Source organism: Streptomyces sp. NPDC046985 (assembly GCF_040644415.1).
Classification (GTDB): domain Bacteria; phylum Actinomycetota; class Actinomycetes; order Streptomycetales; family Streptomycetaceae; genus Streptomyces.
Genome location: NZ_JBEYWK010000002.1, coordinates 82,471 through 96,655 on the forward strand (window position 1 = coordinate 82,471; position 14,185 = coordinate 96,655).

Genomic DNA, 14,185 nt, shown 5'->3' on the forward strand with positions numbered 1-14,185 from the left:
CCGCGCAGGGATTGCGTCCGGCGCCGCGGCTCCCCGCGCGGGGAGCCGCGGACGCTCCGGCTTACGGAAGCGCCAGCATCCGCTCCAGCGCCAGCTTCGCGAACGCCTCCGTGTCCTTGTCGACCTCGATGCGGTTGACCAGGGCGCCGTCGGCCAGGGACTCCAGTGCCCAGACCAGGTGGGGCAGGTCGATGCGGTTCATGGTCGAGCAGAAGCAGACCGTGCGGTCCAGGAAGACGATCTCCTTGCCCTCCGGCGCGAAACGATTCGCCAGGCGCCGTACGAGGTTCAGCTCCGTGCCGACCGCCCACTTCGAGCCGGCCGGGGCGGCCTCCAGGGCCTTGATGATGTACTCGGTCGAGCCGACGTGGTCGGCGGCGGCGACCACCTCGTGGCGGCATTCGGGGTGCACCAGGACGTTGACGCCCGGGATCCGCTCGCGCACGTCGTGGACGGACTCCAGGCTGAAGCGGCCGTGCACCGAGCAGTGGCCGCGCCACAGGATCATCTTCGCCGCGCGCAGCTCCTCGGCGGTCAGCCCGCCGCCCGGCTTGTGCGGGTTGTAGACGACGCAGTCCTCCAGCGACATGCCCATGTCGCGCACCGCCGTGTTGCGGCCCAGGTGCTGGTCCGGCAGGAACAGGACCTTCTCGCCCTGCTCGAAGGCCCACTCCAGGGCCCGCCGGGCGTTCGACGACGTGCAGACGGTCCCGCCGTGCCGGCCGGTGAACGCCTTGATGTCCGCCGAGGAGTTCATGTAGGACACCGGCACGACCTGCTCGGCGATCCCGGCCTCGGTCAGCACGTCCCAGCACTCGGCGACCTGCTCGGCCGTCGCCATGTCGGCCATGGAGCAGCCGGCCGCGAGGTCCGGCAGGACCACCTTCTGCTCGTCGGAGGTCAGGATGTCCGCGGACTCCGCCATGAAGTGCACCCCGCAGAACACGATGTACTCGGCCTGCGGGCGGGCCGCCGCGTCCCGCGCCAGCTTGAAGGAGTCGCCCGTGACGTCGGCGAACTGGATGACCTCGTCGCGCTGGTAGTGGTGGCCGAGGACGAACACCCTCTCCCCGAGCTTCTCCTTGGCCGCGCGGGCGCGCGCCACGAGGTCCGGGTCGGACGGGGCGGGCAGGTCGCCGGGGCACTCCACGCCGCGCTCGCTGCGCGGGTCGGCCTCGCGGCCGAGCAGCAGCAGGGCGAGGGGCGACGGCTGCACGTCGAGATCCTGGGTTTGGGCGGTGGTCACGACACGCACCCTTTCTAGTTTTCGTCGAACTGACGTTATCTATCATAACCGCTTCACGTCACTTTGACGACTGCGATAGCGTCCATGTGACGTGAATCCCGACGCGGTCCCGCGGCGCCGCGCGACCGCGCTGTCCACAAGTCGCCGCCCGCCGCCACGGGCGTGTGCGAGCATGAAGAGGACGAAGGGCGACCGACCGACGACGAACGACGCATGCCGACGCACCACGACGAGCCTGGAGCGACGAAGAAAGGGCGGGCGCCCGACCCGGAATGAATCCGCGGCCCCGCCGGTTGCACTCGTCAGCAAGCAGTCTCCGTACAAACCGGGAGAGATGTAGATGTCCGTATCGGACGAGACCACCACCGTCAGCGACGGCATCATCCTGACCGACGCCGCCGCGGCCAAGGTCAAGGCCCTGCTCGACCAGGAAGGCCGCGAGGACCTCGCCCTGCGCGTCGCCGTTCAGCCCGGCGGCTGCTCCGGCCTGCGCTACCAGCTCTTCTTCGACGAGCGCTCCCTCGACGGAGACGTGGAGAAGGACTTCGGCGGCGTGAAGGTCGTCACCGACCGGATGAGCGCCCCCTACCTCGGCGGCGCCAGCATCGACTTCGTGGACACGATTGAGAAGCAGGGCTTCACGATCGACAACCCGAACGCGACGGGCTCCTGCGCCTGCGGCGACTCCTTCAGCTAAGCCGGTCCGCCCGGACGGCGAAGAGGCGGCGGCCCCCCCCTAGGCGGGGGACCGCCGCCTCTGGCGTACGCGCTGCCGCGTCCTAGTTCGGACGCCTGGGTCTTGGCGGCCGCTTCCGGGGGCCTGGGCTTCGGCGCCTGCGTCCGGACGCGTGGGCCTTGGCGGCCGCATCCGGAGGCGCACGGTGGAGGCGGATACGGTCCCGGTGATGCCGCGTTCCACGGCCGCTCGGGCCAGTTCCGGGCACGACCGGCGTGCCAGTGGCACTTCACTCCCGGCGGGTAACCGGCAGGCCAATGCCTTGACCTCGGCGGTCTGCACGGGGGCGAACAACGGTGGTCGACCGGACCGCTTGCGGTCGGCCAGGGCGGGCAGCCCACCGCTGGCGAAGCGGCCCCGCCAGGTACGCACCGTGTCCAGGTGCAGGCCGGTGTCCCGCGCGATCCGGGCGTTGGAATGCCCACGGGCTGCCGCGAGCACCACCTCGGCCCGGCAGCGGAGTTGATGGGGGGTCTTGTGGCCGTAGGCCGACTTCTTCAGTCGATGGCGCGCGCAGGCACGCAGCGAAACAGGTACGGCGGAGCGGACGGTCACGAAGGAGTCGCCGTTCCTCGGCGTTGGGGTGGACCGGGCGGTGTCACGCGGACGCCGTCGGCTGGCGGGTTCGGGGGCCGACGGCGTCCGCCCTGGGGGCTTCAGGATTCAGGGTTGGCCAGGCGGCCGAGCAGGGCTACGACGTCGTCGTGCGCCACCGGCTGGAAGAAGCGTGCGTCGACGTTCTCGACGGCGGCGATCGCGCGCGGGGCCAGCTCGGCGCCGGCGCTGGTGACACGCAGCCGTTTGGCGCGGGTGTCGGCGGGGTCGACCTCGCGCTCGATCAGACCCTTGGCCTCCAAGGCGCGCAGGACCTGCGAGGTCATCTTGACGTCGGTGCCGGCCTGGCGGGCCAGAGCCTGCTGGTTGGGGTGTTCGCCGCGCGTGTTCAGCCACCAGGTGCAGGCGAGCAGAACGAACTGGACGTGGGTGAGGTCCAGGGGGCCGAGGGCCGCGGCGATGTCGCGCTGCCAGCGCAGCGTGGCATGCCAGAGCAGGAATCCGGGGCTGTCGCCGGGGCTGAGCGCCATCAGTCCTGTGCCTGCTTGACCAGGGCGGCCATGGTCTCGGGCCAGTCTGCGGTGACGGCCGGACCGAACTGCGGGCCGAGTTCGTCGGCGCCGGCGCCGGTGATCTCCATCCGGTACGTCACCCGAGTGCGGCCTCGCTCGCCCTGGTCGAGCCGGTGAATGGTGCGCAGGAGCAGTCCGTCGAACCGGGCCTCGTCCACGAACAGCTCGTTGACGGTCGCCTCGGCGACGATCAGGCGCACCGGGTCCTGGTCGGCCGGCGTCATCACGATCTCAGTGCCCGCCGCGAACGGGCCGCTGATCTGGATGCTCGCGATGTCGGCGTTCCAGACTCCCCAGTTCTCGACGTCAGCCCACAGACGCCAGATCGCCTCAGGCGCGGCGTCGGTCTCGATGCTGTGCTCGTACGTCCACATCAGTAGCCTCCCGGCAGGTAATAGATTATCTTCGAGAAGACTATCTGCGCGGAGACTATCTGTCTACAGGCCCCTCGGCGCCCCTCCTTCGGCCCAGGGTCAGCCCTGACGCAGCACTGCTTCCACGTCGACCCCCGAAGGACTTCCGGAGCCGACCACTTAGTTCGGGCGCCTGGGTCTTGGCGGCCGCTTCCGGGGGCCTGGGCTTCGGCGCCTGCGTCCAGACGCGTGGGCCTTGGCGGCCGCATCCGGAGGCCCTGGGCTTCGGCGCCCGTATCTGGGCGCCTGGGCTTCGGCGTCTGCTTCCGGGCGCCTGGGCCTCGGCGCCTGCGTCCAGGCACCTGGGCTTCGGTGCCCGCGTCCGGGCGCCTGGGCTTAGGCGTCCGCGAGTCCGACCGTCCGAGCCTCGGTGCCCTGGGCCCCCCGCCCGTTCACGTCACGGGCGCGTGCGCCAAGGCTCGGCGCCCGCGCCCCCGACGGGTTGCCGCCCGCTCACCTCACGGGCTGCCGCCCAGTCACCTCACGGGCTGCCCGACGGACCGCGGCGGGGCGGCCGGCTTGGCGCCCGACTGCGCCTGCGGCACCCGGTCGCCGTCGGACCCGACCACCGCGCGGTCGCCCAGCGGCCGGTCGAGGGGTACCCGCTCCTCGTACTGCTTGGCGATCAGGATGCAGGTCCTGCCCGGCCAGGGCTTCTCCGTCACCGTCACCGTGACCCGGCCGGAGTCCTCCTTAGCCGACACCCGGTAGTCCGCGCACACCCCGCCCTCGAACCGGACCACCAGCCCGTCGCCCTCGGCGCGGTAGCCGGACACCCGTACGGCCCGCGGGGCCGGAGCGCCGCCCGATCCGCTGGGCCGCGGCGCCGGCCGCCCCGACTGTCCGGTCGACGCAGACGGCCCGGTCGGCTGAGACGGCGCGGCAGGCGAGGCCAGGTAGCGCGGGTCGACGGCCGGGTAGGTGACCGTGAAGGCGTCCTGCCCGGCGCCGCCGTGCACCTGGAACAGCCAGGACGGGATCAGCGTCCGCCGACCGCCCGAGGAGTGCGCGGCCAGCCCGAACACGGCCCGGTCGACCGTGAGCACGTCCGCGCCGCCCGCCGCCGTGCCCGAACCGCCGCACGGCGCCTCCAGGCGGTCCTTCAGCGGCTCGGGGCTCGCGCAGCCGCCGATGCCCATCCGGTGGTCGGTGTGCGGGGCCCCGTTCATCAGGTCCAGCGTCTTCCGCGCGCTCAGCACCGGGTACGTCCCGCCCTTGACCGGCGCCTTCAGCAGGCCGCTGCCGCCGACCAGTTCGCCCCGCGTGCCGACGGTCAGGCTGGTCGTCCAGCCGTACGTGGGCAGGCGCCCCACCACGGGGTCGGCGTTCACCACCCGCTGGGCGCCCATCACCTGGCCCGCGTCCACCTTCGCGTCGCCCTGCCCGAGCGCCGCGAGCACCGGGGCCGCCGCCTTCTGCGCCGCCGCGCCGCTCACCGGGCGGTCGGCCGGGGCGGCCGGGTCGTGCGTGCACAGCACGCCCTTGCAGTCGTCGGTGCCCGGGGCGTACCGGCTGAACGTCCAGGCCCCCGGCGCCTGCCGGTCCACCCGCAGCACCGGCCCCGCCCCGTCCTTGCCCGCCCCGACCTGCCATGCGCCGGCGTCGGCCACGGGAGTCCCCGCGACGCCGAGCGCCTCGGCAAGACGGGCCACGTCCGCCCGGCCGACCTCGCCCCGGGGCGCGTACACAGGCGCGGCGGACGGTCCGCCGGGCAGCGGCCCGGCCGCACGGTAGGAGGCGCCGTAGGGGTCGGGCTCGCCGGGCGCGATGCCGTGCGCGCCGCCGCCCGCCGCACCGGCGGCCGCACGGTCGTCCAGGACGAGCGGCGGGGGAGTGGTACCCCGGTCGCCGGACGCCGCCGGGCCGGTACGGCCCTCGGCGCCGCCGTCCGCGTGCGCGGCGAGATAGGCCCCACCACCGCCCACGAGCAGCACAGCGGCGACGACAGAAGCAGCGACCACAGCCCCCCGCCCCCGCACGCGCCCCGCCCGAGCCCTGTCCACGCGGCGCTCGGCGTCCGCACCGCCTGCGCCGTGCGCACGGTACTCGGCGCGCGCGCCGTCCTCGCCGTGCACACGGTGCTCGTCGTCCGCGCCGTGCTCGTCATCCACGCCATCCTGGCCGTGCGCGCCGAGCGTGCGGCGCGCCCCATGCGCGCGGTGCTCGCCGTCCTTGCTGTGCTCGCCGTCCGCCCCGCCCTCGCGGTGCTCGCTGTCTGCGCCGTCAGCGCCACCCTTGCCGTCAGCGCCACCCTTGCCGTCGGCGCCGTCGGCGCCGTCTTTGCGGTGCTCGGGGTCCGTACCGTCCCCGCCGTCCGCGCTGTGCTCGCGGTCCCCACCGTGCTCGGCGTGCGCGCCGTGCTCGTGGTGCGCGGCGTCCCCGCCGTCCGCGCCACCCGCACCGTCAGCGCGGTCACGCTGTCGTGCGCCCTCGGACCGGTCGGTGACGACGGCCTTCTCCTCGCCCACGGATCCGGACCCGGCGCCGACGGACCCGTCCGCGCCCTCGGCTCCAGCGGCGGCACCGACGGACTTGTCCACGCTCTCCGCCTCTGCGGCGGTCGCAGCGGCCCCCTCCGCACCCTTGGCCCCAGCGGCACCGCCGTCAGCTCCCTCCGCGCCCGCGGATCCTGTCGCCCCCGCCGTGATCCCGGGCTCCCGCGCCCCCGTCCGCCCCGCGGTCTCCCCGGCGCCGTCCGCGGCCTGAGCCTCGGGCCCGGTCTCGCCGTCGTGGTCGGGTCGTTGGGTGTTCACCGCATCGCTCCTTCGGCCGCACGCTGCCCGCGAAACTGACCCGACCCTGACAATGAGCCGCACAGGTGGGTCGCTTTCCGCATCCCCGGGAGGGGACGCCGATGGGACGCGACCGAGGAGCACACGGTTCCCGGTCACCGCCTCCTCGCGGCTCGTACACCAGCCGGTCGCCGTAGTACCTAGCACCTCGCGTGAATCCCGACACCCGGCATGACCGGAGCCCGAGCGGGGGCCGACCGTCACGTTTTTCCGCCCGGACTCCAAGATCTTCCAGGCCCCGGCCCGGATCAGGGTCTGGGCAGCGGCAGGCCGGGCATGCGCGGGTGCCGCAGGCGCTGCCCGCCGTCGTCGACGTGCAGAGTGAACGTCTCCGGCCGGGGGCGGCCCGCCTCGTCGTATGCGGACAGCACGCCCTCGACCCGCTCCCACAACCGCACGGAGCCGCCCTCGCGCACCTCCCACCGGTCTTCGACGGGGGTGAGGGTGGCGGCGGAGCCGGTCACGACGTCGACCAAGTGCACCACCTCGCCGACGGTCGTCATCTGCGCGTCCGGCACAGCGCACTGGGCGAGGAACCGCAGGTGGAACGCCTCCTCGGTCGCGGCCGTGATCCGCTCCGGGCTGTGGTGGGCCGTGCGGCCCATCACCGGGAGCCCCGCGGCCCAGTGGGCGGGGTTGCCGAACGCCGGCGCCGCGTGCGTACGGGCGGACATGAACGACACCGTGCCACCCAGGAACCGGCCCTCAGCGGTGCCGTCGCCGTTCGCGGTCAGCAGGACGCGGGCGTACCCGTACAGCCAGCCCGAGAGGGTGAGCAGGATCGTCCCGCCCGGCCGGGTCTGCGCGAGCAGCGCCGGGGGGACGGCTCGGAAGGAGCAGGCGGCCACGATCCGGTCGAAGGACGCCTCCGGCCAGTACCCGTACAGCCCGTCCGCCGCCGCCAGGGTGGGCGTGTACCCGCAGGCGTACAGCGCGCTCGCGGCCTGCTGGAGCCGGTGCGGATCGACCTCGATCGAGGTCACGTCCGCCGAGCCGAGCCGTTCGCAGGCCAGCGCGGTCGAGTAGCCCGTGCCGCTGCCGATCTCCAGCACCGTGTGCCCCTCGTGCACGTCCGCGTCGGCCCACATCCGTACGACGAGCGAGGGCAGCGTGGACGACGAGGTCGGCGCCCCGCCGTGCCGCACGGCAGGGGCCTTCCAGTCGGGTTCGTCGCCGTCGAACTGTGTGATGAGCGTGGTGTCGGAGTACGCGGCGGCCAGCCAGCGGCCGTAGTCGAGTCCGGCGGTGACCGGCTCCCAAGCCGTCAGCCCGTGGGCGTCGGGCTCGTGGGCGGGCAGGTAGAACCCCGGCAGGAACCGGTGCCGTGGCACCGCCTCGACGGCCTGCCGCCAGGCCGGATCGGCGAGCACGCCGTCTTCGGTGAGCGCCTTCGCCATCGCCTCGCGCAGGCGGACGGAGTCGGTCTCAAGGTCGGCGGGCATCATGGCGCCGCCTCCTTCCTGGTCAGGATGTTGGCGAACGCGGTCGTGATGGCCGGTGCGTCCGGGAGCCAGCCCCACTGTCCGTTCGGATTGCATTCGATGAAGACCCAGCTCGCCGCCTCGTCGGCGGTCCCGGTCAGGGCGAAGTCGAAGCAGCCGAAGACCAGGTTCAGCCCGGCCAGGTAGCGGTGCAGCAGCGCCTTGACGGGACCCGGCACTTCGGCGGGCGTGTGCACCAGGTCGTTCCAGTCGCCGCGACGCCAGTCCAGGACGCCGCCCGGCGCCTCGATCCGGCTGGCGAACACCCGATGGCCGACCACGGTCACGCGGACGTCGCCCGTCTTGGGGATCTCGGCCTGGAACAGGTGCGGCATCACCGTGAGCGAGTCGTCGAAGGCGGAGGCGTCGACGCGCTGAGCCCAGATCACCCCGGCGTTCCCGTTCTCACCCATGGGCAGCCCGCGGAACGGCTTGTAGATGACGTGGCCGTGCTCGGCCGCGAACTTCCGCGCTTCCTCCGGGTCGTTGGTGACCAGGGTGGGCGGGATGGCGAGACCGAGCCGGGCGGCGAGCTGGAGTTGGGCGGGCTTGAACTCGGCCTGCATCACCGCCAGCGGGTGGTTGACATACCGGGCGCCGTGCAGGGTGTGCAGGATGCCGCCGAGCCCGTGGCGGGCCTCGGCGACGCAGAAGTCCCGCTGCTGGGCGGGCAGGGGCCCGTACCGGGCGGCGTAGGGGGTGGGGCGGCGGTGGTACACCGCCGCCACCTCCCCGAGTTCCACCTCCCGGCTGTCGGTGACCAGCCGCCCGCCCCAGCCCCGCGCCCCGGCGCCGATGCGGGCCCCGAAAGACAGGCCGGCGCCGAGATCGGCCGGGTCGGCGCGGACGACCGGCGTCTCACGCTCGTTCAGCGCGGAGATCACCAGATCCGCGGTGACGTCCTCCAGCGCGGTGAGGACCAGGACGGTGGAGGCCATCGGTCAGTCCGAGCTGTAGTCGGTGGTGGAGTCGTCCGCCGTCTGAGGCTGCGGGTTGGTCCCGTCGCCGCCACCGGACATGGACGTCGTCGGACTGGTCTGGTTGGTGCCGTGCTTGCCCATCTCCACCACCTGGCCGGCGGCGTCGATGTGGCGGGCGGTCTGCGTGGACGGATCCAGCGTCACCGCTGTGTACGACGGCGGGCCGATCGGCAGCCGGTCGGTGACCAGCCGCATCGCCCACGGAGCCTGGGGCGCCAGCGTCTGCATGCGCGATCCCTTCCCCTTGTACGTCCCAACGGGCAGCCGGGCGGCTGCCGCCCGAGCAGAATCCCTGCCCGCCCAGGGTCGGCACCAGTACCGTAGGGGTCGCGAATGGTGGCGGAAAAGACACTCTCTGTCACCAGAGAATGAGAAGGACGAGGCGTCGATGGCCAGCAGATCCGGCAACCCGCACCTGGCGCTGTGGATCGCGGCGTCCGGCCTGTCCCACGGCGAGATCGCCCGCCGCATCGCCGCGGCGGCCAAAGCCCGAGGCCACAACCAGATCGCTCCAGACGCGACCCGTGTCCGCCGCTGGATCGACGGCGAGCGGCCTCGCCCGCCGGTCCCGGCGCTGCTCGCCGAGGTGCTGTCCGAAGCAGCCTGCCAGCCGCTCACGCCGGGTGATCTGGGTCTGACGGCCACCGGTCCGGAGCTGGACGGCATCCAGCTCCCGCTGCTGACCGAAGCAGCCGCCCAGGCCCTGGTCGGATGGACGCAGATGGACCTGCTCATGAACCGCCGCGACACCCTCACACTCGCCCTCGGCGCCCCGCTGGTCCTCGCCGCCGAACGGATGCTCGGCGCCGCCGCCCACGCGCTGAACCGCGGCGCGTCGGGCTTCGACGCCGAGACCGTCACCGCGCTGGAGGAGGTGACCGCCTTCTTCACGAAGGCGGACGCCTCCCAGGGCGGCGGTCTGTACCGCTCAGCGATCGTCGCCCAGCTCGCCGAGGTCGCCCGCCGCATCCAGGACGGCGTCCCGCCCTCCCTGAAGACCCGGGTCTTCGCGGCGACCGCCGACCTGGCGGCGCTGGCCGGGTGGGTCAGCCACGACTGCGGCCGCTACCCGCAGGCACAGCGGTACTGGAGCTACGGCACATACGCCGCCGGCGAGGCCGGACAGCCGGATCGCGGGGTCGAGATCGTCACCCGCATGTCCCACCAGATGATCTACCTCGGCCACCCGGCCGACGCCCTCGGGCTCCTCGGCGTCGCCGCCGAGAAGGCCACCCTGCCCGCCACGAAGGCGCTGGTCGCCTCGCAGACCGGCAGGGTGCACGCGGCCCTCGGCGACGAGCGCCAGGCCGACCGTCATCTCGGCGCCGCCGACCAGCTCCTGGCGGACGGGCTCGGCGCGGGCGTCCCCGAGTGGGTGAGCTACTTCGACGCCGCGGAACACGCCGGCGCCCGCGCGGTCTCCGCCCGCGACCTCGCCGGAGTCGGCAGCGCACGGAGGCCGGCGAGCACGCACTTCGAGGACGCCCTCAAGCTCAGAAAGCCCGGATTCGACCGGGTGACGGTGATGGACCGGGTCGGGCTGGCCGCGGCCCTGTTCGACGAGGGCGACGCGGAGCGAGGCGCCGCCGCGGCCCACCAGGCGCTCGACGGCGCCGCCCGCGTCGACTCCGCCCTCGTCGCCTCCCGGCTCAACACGCTGCTGGACGCCGCCCGCCCGTACGACACGGCCTCGGTCGAGGACGTACGGGCCAGAGCGAAGGAACTCGCCGCCGCCCGCCCGACCACGATCGCCGCCTGAGAGCATCGCGCACATGGGCAGGCGCCGCCGACTCGGCCCCCCGAACCAGCCGTCCCGAGCCGTCCCGCGCGCGGACGCCGACGACCCGCTCGCCGCGTACGACAAGCGGCGCCGCCCGCCGCTGGACGTCCACCGTCGGCACCGCCCGCTCCACGGCGGCGGCGGTCACCTCCAGCCGGAGGGGCCGAGGGCGCTGGAGGAGTGGAACGGATTCTCGTACGAGCCTGCGGGGACCGCCGTGAACCTCGCGGAGGCCCAGCGGTGGGTGAGCGAAGAGGCGACCGACGCTACCGGCGGCTCGGGTGGGACTGGTGGGCTCGCAGGGTGAGGTGCCGCGTATTCCTCAGTGTGCGAGGGCCCGGGGGAGGCACTCACCCCCCCCGCCCCCCTCAGTCCCCGTACTCCGACATCGCGTCCAGCAGCCGGGCGGAGGCGGCCGGGACGTTCACGCCGTGGATGTGGGACGGGGGCACCGGGCGGGAGGCGCGGCGCCGGGGCGGGGCCGTCCAGTGGGGGGCCATCCGGGCGCAGTCGCCGCGCAGGGACGCCAGGTCGCCCTCCAGGTCGGCCGGGGCGGGGGCAGGATGAACGCCGAGGTTCGTCATATCGGCACCGTAAGCACGGAGAGGGCCGTCGGGAAAGTTCTACTATCCAGTAGTTTCGTCCGCTTCAGAGCCGCCCGCCGACCCGGTAGCGTGAACTGTCCGTCCACCCCATACCCCGCCCCCCCTGAACTCGAGCGCCGACGCGCGCCCCTTCCCTCGTTCCTCCAGGAGAGTCCACGCCGTGCGCATCGCAGTCACCGGCTCCATCGCCACCGACCACCTCATGACCTTCCCCGGCCGCTTCGCCGACCAGCTCGTCGCGGACCGGCTGCACACGGTCTCGCTCTCCTTCCTGGTCGACCAGCTCGACGTGCGGCGCGGCGGGGTCGGCGCCAACATCGCCTTCGGCATGGGCCAGCTCGGGACCGGCCCGATCCTGGTGGGGGCCGCCGGCGCGGACTTCGGCGAGTACCGCTCCTGGCTCGACCGGCACGGCGTCGACACCGACTCCGTCCGCATCTCCGAGACCCTGCACACCGCCCGCTTCGTGTGCACCACCGACGCCGACCACAACCAGATCGGCTCCTTCTACACCGGCGCCATGAGCGAGGCCCGGCTCATTGAGCTGAAGACCGTCGCCGACCGCGTCGGCGGCCTGGACCTGGTGCTGATCGGCGCCGACGACCCCGAGGGGATGCTCCGGCACACCGAGGAGTGCCGCTCGCGGTCCATCCCGTTCGCCGCCGACTTCTCCCAGCAGATCGCCCGGATGGACGGCGGCGAGATCCGGATACTGCTGGACGGCGCCGCGTACCTGTTCTCCAACGAGTACGAGAAGGGCCTGATCGAGACCAAGACCGGCTGGAGCGACGCCGAGATCCTCGACCGCGTCGGCTATCGGGTGACCACCCTCGGCGCGCGCGGCGTGCGCATCGAGCGCGTCGGCGAGGACCCGATCGAGGTCGGCACCCCGGACGAGGAGCGCAAGGCCGACCCCACGGGCGTCGGCGACGCCTTCCGCGCCGGCTTCCTCTCCGGCCTGGCCTGGGGCGTCTCCCTGGAGCGCGCCGCCCAGATCGGCTGCATGCTCGCCACCCTCGTCATCGAGACCGTCGGCACCCAGGAGTACCAGCTCCGCCGCGGCCACTTCATGGAGCGCTTCACCAAGGCCTACGGCGACGACGCCGCCCACGAGGTCCGCACGCACCTCGGCTGACGGCCCCTCGGTCGAGACGCCGACGGCGCCTCAGCCGAGACGCCGACTGCTCAGCCAAGGCGCCGACTGCTCAGCCGGGCCCCGTCGGCCCCTGACCGTCGCGGGCCCGGAGCCCGAGGCGGTCAGGAGACCCGGCGGACGACGTAGGCCGCGCCCGCGTCCGCCGGCTCCTCGCCCACGTACTCCTGCCCCCGCATCGCGCACCAGGCCGGGATGTCCAGGCGGGCCGCCTCGTCGTCCGCCAGGACGCGGACCGTGCCGCCGACCGGCACCTGCCCGATGACCTTGGCCAGCTCGATCACCGGCAGCGGGCACAGCTTGCCGAGCGCGTCCAGGACCGTCTCGGCCGGGCCCTCGGCGGTCCGCGGCGCCGGCGCCCCCAGCGCCTCCCGCACCCCCGCCACCGCGCCCGGCAGCACGGCCAGGAAACGCTCCACGTCCTCCCGCGGCGTCCCGGGCGGCAGCGACACCCGTACGTTCCCCTCGCTCAGCACGCCCATCGCGCGCAGCACATGACTCGGCGTCAGCGTGCTGCTCGTACAGGAGGAGCCGGAGGAGACCGAGAAACCCGCGCCGTCCAGCCGGTGCAGCAGCGCCTCGCCGTCGACGTAGAGGCAGGAGAAGGTGACGACGCCCGGCAGCCGCCGCACCGGATCGCCCACCACCTCCAGGTCCGGCACGAGCCGCGGCGCCCGGGTCCGGATCAGCTCCGTCAGCTCCCGCAGCCGGGCCGCCTCTTCGGCCGCCTCGGCCCGCACCGCGCGCAGCGAGGCCGCCGCCGCCACGATCGCCGGGATGTCCTCGAACCCGGCGGCCCGGCCCCGCTCCCGCTCGTCCGCCGGGGCGCCGGGCGCGAACCGCACCCCCTTGCGCACGGCCAGCAGCCCGACCCCCGGCGGCCCGCCCCACTTGTGGGCGCTCGCCGTCAGCAGCGACCAGTCGCCCGGCGGCGCCGACCAGCCCAGCGACTGCGCCGCGTCCACCAGCAGCGGGACGCCCGCCGCGCGGCACGCCTCGGCCGCCTCGGCCACCGGCTGTTCGGTGCCCACCTCGTGGTTGGCCGACTGAAGGCACGCCAGCGCGGTGTCCGGGCGCAGCGCCCGCGCGTACGACGCGGCCGCCACCGCGCCCGCGCGGTCCACCGGCACCCGGGTCACGCTCCCGCCGGCCGCCTCGTGCGCCTCGGCCGAATGGAGGACCGACGAGTGTTCGACGGCCGACACGATCAGGTGATGTCCGACGCGGCGGCGGCCGGCCAGGGCGCCCGCGATCCCGGTGTGCACGGCGCGGGTGCCGGAGGAGGTGAAGCTCAGCTCGTCGGGACGGCAGCCCGCCGCCTCCGCGACCGCCTCCCGCGCCGCGTCCAGCAGCAGGCGGGCCCGCCTGCCCTCCCGGTAGAGCCGGGACGGGTCGGCCCACCCCTCGTCGAGCGAGGCGAGCAGGGCCTGTCGGGCGACGGGATGGAGGGGAGCGGCGGAGGCCGCGTCGAAGTACACCACGGTGCAACGCTACGACCCGCGGAACTGCGGCGGCGGTTCGCCCGGGGGGCCGGGGGAACGGCGGCGGTTCGCCGGGGGCTCGTGGAACGGCGGCAACGGTCCGCCGAGGCCCGCGACCGTCCGCGACCGCGCTCGCCGCCGCGCCGCGCACCGACCGCGCCCGCCGCCGCGCCGCGCACCGACCGCGCTCGCCGCGGCGCCGCGCCGCGCACCGCCCGACCGGCCGCGACCGCGCCCGCCGCCGCGCCCCGCCGACCGGCCCAATCGGCGTGCGCGGGCCAGCGGTTCGCGGCCCGGCGCGCGGCCGTCCCACCCCTTCGGGGTGACCCGCGGCGCGTATGGCACCCTCCCCGCGACCCTCCGGAAGGCGTCCAGTAGGGTTTGGTCCGCA

The 14,185-nt window shown here is 74.1% G+C and carries 14 protein-coding genes; 4 read left to right on the forward strand and 10 right to left on the reverse strand.

Annotation, left to right across the window (positions count from 1 at the left end):
- Positions 1-61: 61 nt before the first annotated feature.
- Entirely contained in the window at positions 62-1,246 is a 1,185-nt protein-coding gene (nadA, locus tag ABZ861_RS02970) for a quinolinate synthase NadA (protein WP_361622669.1), read from the reverse strand.
- Positions 1,247-1,586: 340 nt separating this feature from the next.
- On the opposite strand from nadA, the gene ABZ861_RS02975 reads away from it, so the two are divergent.
- Positions 1,587-1,943: an iron-sulfur cluster assembly accessory protein gene (locus tag ABZ861_RS02975; protein WP_361622672.1), complete on the forward strand. Its 357-nt coding sequence runs from the start codon at positions 1,587-1,589 to the stop codon at positions 1,941-1,943.
- A gap of 39 nt (positions 1,944-1,982) precedes the next feature.
- Here the strand turns inward: ABZ861_RS02975 and ABZ861_RS02980 are convergent, their stop codons facing one another.
- The 7 genes from ABZ861_RS02980 to ABZ861_RS03010 all read right to left on the reverse strand — a co-directional run bounded on the left by ABZ861_RS02980 (position 1,983) and on the right by ABZ861_RS03010 (position 9,003).
- Entirely contained in the window at positions 1,983-2,537 is a 555-nt protein-coding gene (locus tag ABZ861_RS02980; protein WP_361622675.1) for a helix-turn-helix domain-containing protein, read from the reverse strand.
- 101 nt (positions 2,538-2,638) lie between these two features.
- The gene (locus ABZ861_RS02985; RefSeq protein ID WP_361622678.1) at positions 2,639-3,067 is read right to left on the reverse strand and encodes a MarR family transcriptional regulator; all 429 of its coding nucleotides are present in this window, start codon (positions 3,065-3,067) and stop codon (positions 2,639-2,641) included.
- Complete coding sequence (locus ABZ861_RS02990; RefSeq protein WP_361622681.1) at positions 3,067-3,483, reverse strand: polyketide cyclase; 417 nt, start codon at positions 3,481-3,483, stop codon at positions 3,067-3,069. The genes ABZ861_RS02985 and ABZ861_RS02990 overlap by 1 nt, the downstream gene beginning before the upstream one ends.
- Positions 3,484-3,998: 515 nt before the next feature.
- Positions 3,999-6,275, reverse strand: coding sequence for a hypothetical protein (locus ABZ861_RS02995; RefSeq protein WP_361622684.1), 2,277 nt, complete (start codon positions 6,273-6,275; stop codon positions 3,999-4,001).
- Positions 6,276-6,562: 287 nt separating this feature from the next.
- The gene (tgmC, locus tag ABZ861_RS03000) at positions 6,563-7,759 is read right to left on the reverse strand and encodes an ATP-grasp peptide maturase system methyltransferase (protein WP_361622687.1); all 1,197 of its coding nucleotides are present in this window, start codon (positions 7,757-7,759) and stop codon (positions 6,563-6,565) included.
- A complete protein-coding gene (gene tgmB / locus ABZ861_RS03005; RefSeq protein WP_361622690.1) occupies positions 7,756-8,733 on the reverse strand; it encodes an ATP-grasp ribosomal peptide maturase in 978 nt (325 codons plus the stop codon). Before tgmB ends, tgmC begins: the two co-directional genes overlap by 4 nt.
- Before the next feature lie 3 nt (positions 8,734-8,736).
- The gene (locus ABZ861_RS03010) at positions 8,737-9,003 is read right to left on the reverse strand and encodes a putative ATP-grasp-modified RiPP (protein ID WP_361622693.1); all 267 of its coding nucleotides are present in this window, start codon (positions 9,001-9,003) and stop codon (positions 8,737-8,739) included.
- Between the two features lie 160 nt (positions 9,004-9,163).
- On the opposite strand from ABZ861_RS03010, the gene ABZ861_RS03015 reads away from it, so the two are divergent.
- A complete protein-coding gene (locus ABZ861_RS03015) occupies positions 9,164-10,534 on the forward strand; it encodes a Tat pathway signal protein (protein WP_361622696.1) in 1,371 nt (456 codons plus the stop codon).
- A 13-nt stretch (positions 10,535-10,547) separates the two neighbouring features.
- A complete protein-coding gene (locus ABZ861_RS03020) occupies positions 10,548-10,862 on the forward strand; it encodes a DUF6087 family protein (protein WP_361622699.1) in 315 nt (104 codons plus the stop codon).
- Between the two features lie 61 nt (positions 10,863-10,923).
- Here the strand turns inward: ABZ861_RS03020 and ABZ861_RS03025 are convergent, their stop codons facing one another.
- Positions 10,924-11,139, reverse strand: coding sequence for a hypothetical protein (locus ABZ861_RS03025; protein ID WP_361622702.1), 216 nt, complete (start codon positions 11,137-11,139; stop codon positions 10,924-10,926).
- A gap of 181 nt (positions 11,140-11,320) precedes the next feature.
- Here ABZ861_RS03025 and ABZ861_RS03030 point away from each other — a divergent pair, with 181 nt between their 5' ends.
- The gene (locus ABZ861_RS03030; RefSeq protein WP_361622705.1) at positions 11,321-12,295 is read left to right on the forward strand and encodes a carbohydrate kinase family protein; all 975 of its coding nucleotides are present in this window, start codon (positions 11,321-11,323) and stop codon (positions 12,293-12,295) included.
- A 122-nt stretch (positions 12,296-12,417) separates the two neighbouring features.
- Here ABZ861_RS03030 and ABZ861_RS03035 read toward each other — a convergent pair whose 3' ends face one another.
- Positions 12,418-13,794, reverse strand: a complete 1,377-nt coding sequence (locus tag ABZ861_RS03035) for an aminotransferase class V-fold PLP-dependent enzyme (protein ID WP_361622708.1) — start codon at positions 13,792-13,794, stop codon at positions 12,418-12,420.
- Positions 13,795-14,185 lie beyond the last annotated feature (391 nt).

Excerpts from the sequence above, each read along its gene's own strand:
- ABZ861_RS03010 (WP_361622693.1), bottom strand. The coding sequence starts at position 9,003 with ATGCAGACGCTGGCGCCCCAGGCTCCGTGGGCGATGCGGCTGGTCACC.
- ABZ861_RS02975 (WP_361622672.1), top strand. The coding sequence starts at position 1,587 with ATGTCCGTATCGGACGAGACCACCACCGTCAGCGACGGCATCATCCTG.
- tgmB (WP_361622690.1), bottom strand. The coding sequence starts at position 8,733 with ATGGCCTCCACCGTCCTGGTCCTCACCGCGCTGGAGGACGTCACCGCG.
- tgmC (WP_361622687.1), bottom strand. The coding sequence starts at position 7,759 with ATGATGCCCGCCGACCTTGAGACCGACTCCGTCCGCCTGCGCGAGGCG.
- ABZ861_RS03020 (WP_361622699.1), top strand. The coding sequence starts at position 10,548 with ATGGGCAGGCGCCGCCGACTCGGCCCCCCGAACCAGCCGTCCCGAGCC.
- ABZ861_RS03015 (WP_361622696.1), top strand. The coding sequence starts at position 9,164 with ATGGCCAGCAGATCCGGCAACCCGCACCTGGCGCTGTGGATCGCGGCG.
- ABZ861_RS02985 (WP_361622678.1), bottom strand. The coding sequence starts at position 3,067 with ATGGCGCTCAGCCCCGGCGACAGCCCCGGATTCCTGCTCTGGCATGCC.
- ABZ861_RS03025 (WP_361622702.1), bottom strand. The coding sequence starts at position 11,139 with ATGACGAACCTCGGCGTTCATCCTGCCCCCGCCCCGGCCGACCTGGAG.
- ABZ861_RS02990 (WP_361622681.1), bottom strand. The coding sequence starts at position 3,483 with ATGTGGACGTACGAGCACAGCATCGAGACCGACGCCGCGCCTGAGGCG.